Raw genomic sequence first — 9,118 nt, 5'->3', positions numbered from 1 at the left:
TGTGGGGTTTCCCCATGTGAGAGTAGGACACCGCCAAGCGCCAAATAAGCTCATAGTGAGCAGTAGAAGCCCGATTCAAAAGAGTCGGGCTTTTTTACGTTTGAAGAAAAGTAAACGGCAATATTTATCTATTTATTCCTTTTAAATACTGCATAAATTTCACACTCACCTGCTAGGCTATTGTTATCAATAGAGACCTAAGGTGGTGAATATAATGACAGTATCAAGAATACAATTAGGCAGTAAGGGACCTGAATTTTCGCGATTTGTGGCAGGCTTTTGGCGGGCGCTGGACTGGAACAAGTCTGATCAAGACATGCTGACGTTTATCGAGCAGAATATAGAGCTGGGTATTACAACGATGGATCATGCTGATATCTACGGCCAATATCAGTGTGAAGCTGCGTTTGGAAGGGCATTGAAGTTAAATCCAGGACTCAGGAGCAAGATTGAATTAGTTTCCAAGTGTGGCATAAAGCCCGCTTTTGATTGTATTCCCGAGCGATATGTAAATCACTATGACACTACCCTGCAGCATATCTTATATTCAGTCGACCAGTCTTTACAGAACTTGGGGACGGAGCAGCTGGATTTATTACTGATCCATCGACCCGATCCTTTAATGAATGCTGACGAAGTTAGCAAAGCGTTCGAAAAACTAAAACAGAATGGGAAGGTAAAGCACTTTGGTGTTTCGAATTTTAGCGCAACGCAATTTAGCCTGCTGCAGTCGCGGCTAAATTTTGATTTAGTAACTAACCAAATCGAAATATCGCCTTTAAACATGCAATCGCTACATGATGGTGCATTAGACTATTGCCAACAACACAATATTGCACCTATGGCTTGGTCTTGTTTAGCGGGTGGGGACATTTTTACCGCACAGACTGAACAAGCTATCAGATTGCGTGAGGTATTGGTAAATATATCGAAAGAGTTGGGGGCGGATAATATGGATCAAGTGATATATGCTTGGCTGTTAGCATTACCGGTTCCCGTTTTACCGATCATTGGCTCGGGCCGTATTGAACGTTCCCGCACTACCGTGTTGTCAGAACAACTTCAGTTAGACCGTCAGCAATGGTTTAGTATTTGGCAAGCTTCGATGGGGCATTCAGTCCCCTAAGGACACTTTTGATTGAAGCGTAGATATAACGCTTCAATCAAACTTAGTTAGCTCTGTGTCAAACAAGTTTTTGATCAAGCCAATGAATTCCGTTAAAAATTCTTTTTGTTCCGGGGTTGGTGCTTTGTGCCAAACGGTAGAAAGGACTTCTTCTAAATCATGTACGATAGCATCCGTTTCTCGAACGACTTCAAAACGGTGGGTGCTGTCGAGGTGCTCGTGTTGGATACACACCCTCATTACATTTTCAGCGATAAGGTCTGAGACATATTCAGCAACAGAATCTTCTTGAGTTGCGCAACCTTTGCTTTCAAACAAGGCAAGATTGTTAGTCAAAAAATGTATAAGTTGAATATAACCTTCGCTGTCTATAACCATAATTTGCTCTCAACATTGCCTATGATAAACATGTACTAGCATGATGCGCTTGATTAGAGTTACATCATGCTTGTACTGGTGATTTTATAGTTAAGTATAGATACATTCCATGTCTTAATCCGCGTTGATTGATATCAATTGGATGGAAAGCACACTTTGTATATCTGAGGCATAAAAAAACCGTCGCAAGGACGGTTATTGAATCAACGTAACAGCGACTAATTAGTCTTTACGAGTATCACGTTTTTTTGGTGCGCGACGACGAGGCTTGTTAAATGTACCTGCATCATCAACCTTATGCATTTTGATTTGCTGAGAGCAAATGTACACTTTTTGGAAGTGTTTCAGTAAGTCGGCCGGCATATCTTGTGGTAACTGTACCGTTGAGTGATCGTCATGTAAGACGATATCACCGATAAAGCGGCTGTTCATATTTCCTTCGTTAGCAATGGCACCAACGATGTTTTTAACTTGTACGCCATGTTCACGACCTACTTCAATACGGAAGGTGTCGAGTGGTACATCAGGGCGACGGCGTTCACCGCGCTCTGGACGTTCGCCACGAGGACTACGCTCACGACGAGGGCGATCTTCACGACCACTACTAAAACGTTCACGAGATGGCTCTTCAGGTGGTAGTTGGAATGGCTTATCTTTCTGTGCCATATAAAGTAACGCAGCGGCCATACTCTCTTTGCTAAGCTCTAGTTCAGCAGACATTTGTTCCACTAGCTGGTTATAGAACTCCATACTCTCAGCTTCGATAACTTTTTGGATATCAGTTTGGAATGATTCGATGCGTTTTTGTGTTACTTCATCGCGGGTAGGTAATGACATCATAGTGATCGGCTGACGTGTTGCGCGCTCGATGGCACTAAGTAAACGACGCTCACGTGGGGCCACGAACAAAATGGCTTTACCTGTACGCCCTGCACGACCAGTACGACCAATACGGTGAACATATGACTCAGTATCGGTAGGAATATCGTAGTTAACAACTAAGCTGATTCGCTCAACATCAAGACCACGAGCGGCGACATCGGTCGCAACAAGAATATCCAATGTGCCTTCTTTCAAGCGCGAAACGGTACGCTCACGCAACACTTGGTTCATATCACCATTTAGTGCCGAGCTGCGGTAGCCGCGTGCTTCTAATTTTTCTGCTAGTTCCACCGTTGCCGTTTTGGTACGAGCAAAGATGATCACGCCATCAAACTCTTCTGTTTCCAACATTCGAGTAAGTGCGTCTAGCTTGTTTACACCACTTACCATCCAAGCTTTCTGCTCGATATTTTCTACGGTAGATGTTTTTGCCTTGATCTTGATCTCAGTTGGCGTACGCATGTAACGCTTGGTAATACGACGAATTTGATCTGGCATCGTAGCAGAGAATAGCGCTGTTTGGCGCTCTGATGGTGTTTCAGCCATGATGGTTTCAACATCATCGATAAAGCCCATACGCAGCATCTCGTCTGCTTCATCTAATACCATGGCTTTTAGTTCAGACAAATCTAATGTGCCACGCTTAAGGTGATCCATGATACGACCAGGTGTACCAACAACAACCTGTGCACCGCGCTTAAGTGATTTGAACTGCAGGCTATAATTTTGGCCACCATAAATTGGTAACACATGGAAATTTGGTAGGTAACGTGAATAAGCTTGGAAAGCTTCAGCTACTTGAATAGCTAGTTCGCGTGTGGGTGCAAGTACTAAAACTTGTGGTTTATTACTTTTAAGATCGATTCTCGCAAGTAATGGTAGTGCAAATGCGGCGGTTTTACCGGTACCGGTTTGCGCCATACCTAACACGTCCGCTCCGTCCAGTAACAATGGAATACACTGAGCCTGAATAGGAGAAGGAGTTTCATAGCCGAGTTCTACCAAGGCTCTCAAGATAGGTTCAGGAAGGTGTAATTCATTAAATGAAGGAGTTTCTATGGACATGTAACCTCTGATGCGAGTGGGTAATTGAAAAAGCGCGGTATTATATGATAAATGGTCACGAAACGCTCGATATTTATGCTGTGGCTCACAAAAAAAATGAAAAAAGGTTGGTTTTTATGGCTGTTTTCCTCAAAAACAACGAAAACAGAGTGCCAAATTAGCCGTTTCATCTCTTTGTCACATACACCGTCCCGTATAAATGATAAAGCAGAGTGTAAACTATTTTTACGTTCTTGGCTGTTTTTTGAGCAATTATTCTTATCTATCTTTTGTCATTTCTCTTATTTAGTGTTGTTAGTTGGCCTTATTTGTAATGGGATGTATCAATACTAGCTTTAAGCGGTTTTTTGTTGCCAAGTTGTGATGATAATGTGATGTTTATTGAAAGCTTGGTAATGTGCTGTCGGCTTGGGTTTGTGGTTGATTAATATCTTGATAGAGTTGCCTCTGTAATACCTAGCAAGGATGCTTAGGTTTGTTATTACTGAAAAGGATTTCAGCATGAAAATTGTACTACTGTATGCTCATATACTGAGCTTAGCAGCGGCTATTGGCGCCATGATAATGACCGAACTGCTTATTTCACGTCGCTTTCGTAATTTTAGTTATGATTTATTTGAAGTTATTCAGTTAGCCCATCGCACCATAAATTGGTCTTTGGCTGTGCTTTGGCTATCTGGTATTGGCTTTTTGCTGCAGGGTTATAGTGAAGATCCCGCATATATTATGAACCAAAAAGTCTGGGTCAAGGTATTAGTGGTCGCATTAGTGACACTTAACGGCTATTTTATTTCTCGTCGCGTTTTGCCAAACATTAGAGGCTTGTGTGAAGGAAACCTTTTGGCTAACAGTGTTGAGCAAGCGCTATTATTCCGCGTGTCTATTTCTATCTCACTAGCCGGTTGGCTTATTGCTGTGTTTTTTGGTCTTGCTAAATTCCTTAGTTATCAAGCTAACTTTTTTGAGCTGTTAGGTGCGTACCTAGGATTAACGGTTATATTCTTTTGTGGTAGTTATTGCTTGCCGAATAGTCCACTAACTCAAGTACCGACTAAATCAGATGAAGGTGATCTGCTCAAGAACTAAGCATGAGTGAATCGCATCGCGATCAGGCTCTCATATCTTATTGATAGTGTTGGGCCTTATCTCTGCTTGCTTTATTATCGAATCAGTTGAATGAATAAGGACTTCTCATGTCGTACAGCACATCTTCGTTAATTAAAGCCATTAATCATCCTGCTTTGGTTGATAAAGTAATGGGGCCGACACAAGCGCAGGGCTTTACCTTTGCCATTGTTAGTGCGCCAGCGTTAATTCCCACCAAAGACTGGTGGCCAATGTTATTTGTCGATCAAAAAATTAGTGCAGAGATTGCACCTGAAGCGCGAGATGCTTTTTTACAAGAGATCATGGTTTACTTTAAGCATGCCGTTGATGAGTTAAAGGCTCCAGAGGGCTTTACCTTCCCTGATGTGTGTGACTGTAAAGATAATAATGCGAATGTTGAGTTAATGGCATTTTGTGCTGGTTTTTTACAAGGCTATCATTGGCTTTCAGACTTATGGCAAGATCGTTTATCCAATTTGGATGATGAATCGAAGTCTTTAGTATCACAAACTTTACTAGGTTCAATGGTTTTATCCGGCCACCCGCAGTTACCAGCCATGTTGAAAGATACACCTAAAGACCAGCTCCCTGTGGTTGATGATGTCTATGCCGACATGCCAAAAACCTTAACTATTTTTGCCACCTTTGGTCGTCGTATTGCTGCAGCAGAGACAATCGCAGAGCTAAAGAAGGCCGAAGCCCCTAAGGCTTAACTTTCTATTAACGCTTAAGTTTGATAAAGGCACGCAAGTGCCTTTTTTCATTTCAAGTTTTTTGACAAATATCGAGTATTGCTTGTTTAAGCCAGTTGATCGCTGCATCGTGGCTGGTTAGCGGGTGTTGAGCTATTTCATAGGAGACATTAATTTCGTCAGTGCCTAATGTTAGTTGCTTAATAGGGTAGAGTTGACATAACTGGTCGGCAACCATTTTCGGTACCATGACTAAGTAGTTTCCACCCATGAGTAAGCCCGGCACTGCTGCAAACGTGGGCACTTGTGCTGCAATCTTTCGCGTTAATTGGCGTTGTGCAAAATATTGATCTATTAATTGCTGTGAATGGCCCCAGCTTGACGTATAAATATGCGGTAAGCTGACTAATTCCTTCGCTGATATTTCACCTTGTTTTTTCGTTGTGAAATTACTCGATGACAAGCAAGATAAGGGGTTAGAAAGTAAGTGTGTCTTTACTAATTTCGGGCTTAAGTGGCCGCTGCCAGCAAAACCTATTACTAAATCAATGGCTTTTCGTTCAAGCTCTTTCTCGTAGTCACTATTAGTTAATTCAAATATATCTAATCTAAGATGCGAACCAAATTCGCCCAAATATTGAATAAGTGGTGCAATATAGGTGTGCTCCATGGCTCCTCCCACCGCCAGTCGAAAATGCTTGGCATTTTGTGTTGGATCGAAACTGGCTTGGCTATTGACGCCTTGCTGAATTAATAGCAATGCCTGTTGGATCGCAGGGGCCATCAACAAAGCCTTTTCGGTGGGTTGCATCTCTCTTCCTACCTGCACAAATAAAGGATCGTCCAGTTGGTTACGTAACCTTGCTAGGGCGTGACTAACGGTGGATTGGGATAAATGTAACTTTTGTGCAGCCTGAGTGACGTTTCGATGCTGAATCAACACATTGAATACCCGCAGTAGGTTGAGGTCGAGCTTGCTATACATATTAATATTCCACATGCCTTTATGTTGATAATTCATTTTATGAATACATCGGTGGTTATTACAATATGCAGAACTAAATGTTTATCAATCAATAAAGAGTAAGCAATGAGAAGTTACATGTATTTATTAGGCATTGGTCTGCTATGGGGGTCGCAATTTATTTTTATGCACCAAGCGCTGATTGCTTTCCCGCCGCTGGTCGTGGCTGCAAGTCGTGCGTTATGCGGCTTTGTCACCTTAGTGCTAGTGTGTCGAATTTTAGGGCTCAAAAGTGAAAAGTTTAATTGGCTTGTCTATATGTCGATAGCTTTGCTTGATGCAACTTTACCCTTTGTGCTGGTTGCTTGGGGTCAGCAGTATGTTGATAGTGCAGTGGCTGCGGTTACTATGGGTACCATACCGTTTATGACCTTATTGTTAGCACCCTTGGTGTTAAAATCTGAAAAAATTTCCCTATGGGGGATGATCAGCGTGGCACTGGGTTTTGCCGGTATCGTTGTTTTATTTGCTCCTCAGCTCGCGGCTGCGTCGAGTTTATTGTGGCCAATACTCGCTATTTTATTCGGTGCCGCTTGTTTTGCATTGGGTATGTTAATGATCAAACGGTTTGCCAGTGAGGCGCCGTTGTTGGTGGCGCGCAATATATTGGCATGTGCGGCACTGCAGTTAAGTGTGTTGGCACTAGTAACACAAGATTTTGGTGCGATTGTGCCAGAAACCAACGCTATCTTGTCTTTGTTGACGCTAGGGATATTCTGTACTGGTTTAGTGTATTTTCTATTTATGGCACTGATTCAGTTGAGCGGGCCAACTTTTGCTTCCTTTAGTAACTATTTAGTGCCTTTGTTTGGGATGTTGCTGGGGGCGTTGTGGTTAAACGAACAGATTAGCCATACCACTCTTATTGCATTAGTGATTATTCTTGGTTCGGTGGCGCTAAATCAATGGGCGAGTCAACGCGATAAAAAGCGTATTGAATTAGAAAGTGCGTGCCAAGTGAGCTAACCGCTATTATGTAACGTGGTGCCTTTCGTACCTGATATTTTAATTGCACAAGCCAACACTCAGTGTTGGCTTTTTTGTTGCTACTTAATTTGCTGAAGTCATGCATTTGTAAGGTGTTTAAGTATAATAGCTCACTGAATTCAACATTCGGTTACAACAAATGAAGTACCACCAACGCAAGTATAAAGTGAGTAAGCGAATTAAGCGGCGTTTGATGGTGCGTTATCTGCGATTTAATACCATCAAAGAGCAAGAAAAGAACGAGTCAGCCAGTAACTGTCATGATTAATTCCCGCTATTTCAAACAATAAGCTTGTTAATGTAGCGCGTTGTTACGGATGAATGATAAAGGAGTAAAGCAGTATGAGTCAGCCATTTCGCCTGCCGTTTAAGGTGCGTGATTACGAATGTGATATGCAAGGTATCGTTAACAATGGGGTGTACTTTAATTATCTCGAACATGCTCGCCATGAATTTTTGTTGCAGCAAGGCGTAAACTTTGCCGAACTGACTCAAGAAGGTATCCATCTTGTAGTGGTAAAGGCGGAGCTAGACTATAAAACTTCGTTAACCAGTGGCGATGAGTTCTACATTCAAGTTGAACCTGAGCGGCCAAGTAAAGTCCGCTTTGCTTTTCGCCAAACAGTGGTAAGACTAAGTGATAATAAAACGGTATTGACCGCATTGATCACAGGTACTTCACTCAATAAGTCTGGTCGTCCTTATATCCATCCAAAGGTTGATTGCATATTTCCTCGCTCATAAGGATATAAGGTGCAGCGCAGCTTGCGTGGCACCTGACTGACATTGTCCTGTGTTTGTATTTTCTGCTTGCATCACTTGATCGACTAATAAACTAAAGCTTGGCGTGGCAAGTTGCTCTGGTGCTATCTCGGCACAACTTATATGCTGTGCTAAGAAGTGATTGAGGTAAGGTGTTTCCGGCCAGTCTGGACGGGTTAAGGTTATTGCTTTGGTTTGCGCTAATGCTAGTTCGGTATAGGTGCCGTAGCCCGGTTTGGTGATCACCACATCGACACTAAAGACTAAATCGAGAAAGGGTAAACGGGTATCGGTAAAGTGATGCATATCTGGTCGCCCTGCTGGTGGCATTTGATCGACCAGCCATACCCAACCTGATTTTTGCGGCCATTGGCTTAAGTCTATCGGCACTCTTAACCCACCTAGAGCAATTAAGCCAATTTGCGTATCTGAGCTTAGTGCTAGCTTTTCATTTAAATGGGAACGCTGGTTTTGTCCTGATTGGCAAATCGGGCCGATTTCTATCTCTTTGGTTGATTTCGGATTTGGTACATGGGGCTCAGGCTTTAATGCAACACGAACACTTGCATAAGCATTATCCATTAATGGTATCAACTGACCAGATAACGTGGGCTCTTTGCTGTAATGGGACAAGATTTGCGACCAATTAAATGGGCAAATGCTCACACTGGGTATTGCTAAATTAGCCGCGGCTGCTAGGGTGATGGGTGAAATGTTACTCACCACTAAATCTGGCTTTAGTGAAGCGAGTAATGCTTGCTCAGCCGCTACTTTTTCTGGCCACCCTTGCAATAATTGTTGGTATTGCTCTTCGCTTCGTTTGAGATCGATAGAGATGGCAGAATGCATGACCATGCCAAAGTCGGAGCCAACTGCTATTAACTCAAATTGCGCAGCTAATCGTGGCTTAAAGTAGCTTATCGGAATAGTTGAAAGGATCGTAATCTTAGTTTCGGGAGCGATCTTCTGCAACTCAGAGATCACTGCGCAACTAATTGCTCCGTGGCCAAAGCCATGATGGGTAATAGAAAAACAGATATGCTTGGGTTTATTGTTGGCCATGGTTAACATCACCCTAGAAATAATATTATGGTG

The 9,118-nt window shown here is 42.6% G+C and carries 10 protein-coding genes; 6 read left to right on the top strand and 4 right to left on the bottom strand.

Translation table 11 applies throughout. The annotated features are described in order from the left end of the window. The first annotated feature begins 214 nt into the window (after positions 1–214). Positions 215–1,126: an aldo/keto reductase family oxidoreductase gene (locus tag Q4519_RS15155; protein ID WP_303513633.1), complete on the top strand. Its 912-nt coding sequence runs from the start codon at positions 215–217 to the stop codon at positions 1,124–1,126. 33 nt (positions 1,127–1,159) lie between these two features. On the opposite strand, the gene Q4519_RS15150 is transcribed toward Q4519_RS15155, so the two are convergent. Further along, on the bottom strand, positions 1,160–1,504 hold the full coding sequence (locus Q4519_RS15150) for a DUF3802 family protein (RefSeq protein WP_303513632.1): 345 nt from the start codon (positions 1,502–1,504) through the stop codon (positions 1,160–1,162). Between the two features lie 222 nt (positions 1,505–1,726). Further along, complete coding sequence (locus Q4519_RS15145; RefSeq protein WP_232803833.1) at positions 1,727–3,451, bottom strand: DEAD/DEAH box helicase; 1,725 nt, start codon at positions 3,449–3,451, stop codon at positions 1,727–1,729. A gap of 501 nt (positions 3,452–3,952) precedes the next feature. Here Q4519_RS15145 and Q4519_RS15140 point away from each other — a divergent pair. Next, a complete protein-coding gene (locus Q4519_RS15140; protein ID WP_303513631.1) occupies positions 3,953–4,537 on the top strand; it encodes a hypothetical protein in 585 nt (194 codons plus the stop codon). 107 nt (positions 4,538–4,644) lie between these two features. Further along, positions 4,645–5,271, top strand: coding sequence for a YecA family protein (locus tag Q4519_RS15135; RefSeq protein WP_303513629.1), 627 nt, complete (start codon positions 4,645–4,647; stop codon positions 5,269–5,271). Between the two features lie 52 nt (positions 5,272–5,323). On the opposite strand, the gene Q4519_RS15130 is transcribed toward Q4519_RS15135, so the two are convergent. After that, entirely contained in the window at positions 5,324–6,235 is a 912-nt protein-coding gene (locus Q4519_RS15130) for a LysR family transcriptional regulator (protein ID WP_303513626.1), read from the bottom strand. Positions 6,236–6,340: 105 nt separating this feature from the next. On the opposite strand from Q4519_RS15130, the gene Q4519_RS15125 reads away from it, so the two are divergent. The 3 genes from Q4519_RS15125 (at position 6,341) to Q4519_RS15115 (ending at position 8,005) form a co-directional block, all read left to right on the top strand. Then, positions 6,341–7,240 carry a DMT family transporter gene (locus Q4519_RS15125; RefSeq protein WP_303513623.1) on the top strand — a complete coding sequence of 300 codons (900 nt, stop codon included), beginning with the start codon at positions 6,341–6,343 and terminating at the stop codon, positions 7,238–7,240. 160 nt (positions 7,241–7,400) lie between these two features. Next, complete coding sequence (locus tag Q4519_RS15120; protein WP_282561192.1) at positions 7,401–7,529, top strand: hypothetical protein; 129 nt, start codon at positions 7,401–7,403, stop codon at positions 7,527–7,529. Between the two features lie 74 nt (positions 7,530–7,603). Beyond that, complete coding sequence (locus tag Q4519_RS15115) at positions 7,604–8,005, top strand: thioesterase family protein (RefSeq protein WP_232803838.1); 402 nt, start codon at positions 7,604–7,606, stop codon at positions 8,003–8,005. On the opposite strand, the gene Q4519_RS15110 is transcribed toward Q4519_RS15115, so the two are convergent. Then, complete coding sequence (locus tag Q4519_RS15110; RefSeq protein ID WP_303513620.1) at positions 8,000–9,085, bottom strand: hypothetical protein; 1,086 nt, start codon at positions 9,083–9,085, stop codon at positions 8,000–8,002. The genes Q4519_RS15115 and Q4519_RS15110 overlap by 6 nt on opposite strands. Positions 9,086–9,118 lie beyond the last annotated feature (33 nt).

This window comes from Motilimonas sp. 1_MG-2023, assembly GCF_030547455.1.
GTDB lineage: Bacteria > Pseudomonadota > Gammaproteobacteria > Enterobacterales > CBDFNC01 > Motilimonas.
This window is presented reverse-complemented; position numbering and strand designations above follow the sequence as displayed.

Bases quoted from the DNA above. Each gene is read 5' to 3' on its own strand.
- Q4519_RS15150 (WP_303513632.1), bottom strand. From the start codon at position 1,504: ATGGTTATAGACAGCGAAGGTTATATTCAACTTATACATTTTTTGACT.
- Q4519_RS15145 (WP_232803833.1), bottom strand. From the start codon at position 3,451: ATGTCCATAGAAACTCCTTCATTTAATGAATTACACCTTCCTGAACCT.
- Q4519_RS15115 (WP_232803838.1), top strand. From the start codon at position 7,604: ATGAGTCAGCCATTTCGCCTGCCGTTTAAGGTGCGTGATTACGAATGT.
- Q4519_RS15155 (WP_303513633.1), top strand. From the start codon at position 215: ATGACAGTATCAAGAATACAATTAGGCAGTAAGGGACCTGAATTTTCG.
- Q4519_RS15125 (WP_303513623.1), top strand. From the start codon at position 6,341: ATGAGAAGTTACATGTATTTATTAGGCATTGGTCTGCTATGGGGGTCG.
- Q4519_RS15130 (WP_303513626.1), bottom strand. From the start codon at position 6,235: ATGTATAGCAAGCTCGACCTCAACCTACTGCGGGTATTCAATGTGTTG.
- Q4519_RS15140 (WP_303513631.1), top strand. From the start codon at position 3,953: ATGAAAATTGTACTACTGTATGCTCATATACTGAGCTTAGCAGCGGCT.
- Q4519_RS15135 (WP_303513629.1), top strand. From the start codon at position 4,645: ATGTCGTACAGCACATCTTCGTTAATTAAAGCCATTAATCATCCTGCT.
- Q4519_RS15110 (WP_303513620.1), bottom strand. From the start codon at position 9,085: ATGGCCAACAATAAACCCAAGCATATCTGTTTTTCTATTACCCATCAT.
- Q4519_RS15120 (WP_282561192.1), top strand. From the start codon at position 7,401: ATGAAGTACCACCAACGCAAGTATAAAGTGAGTAAGCGAATTAAGCGG.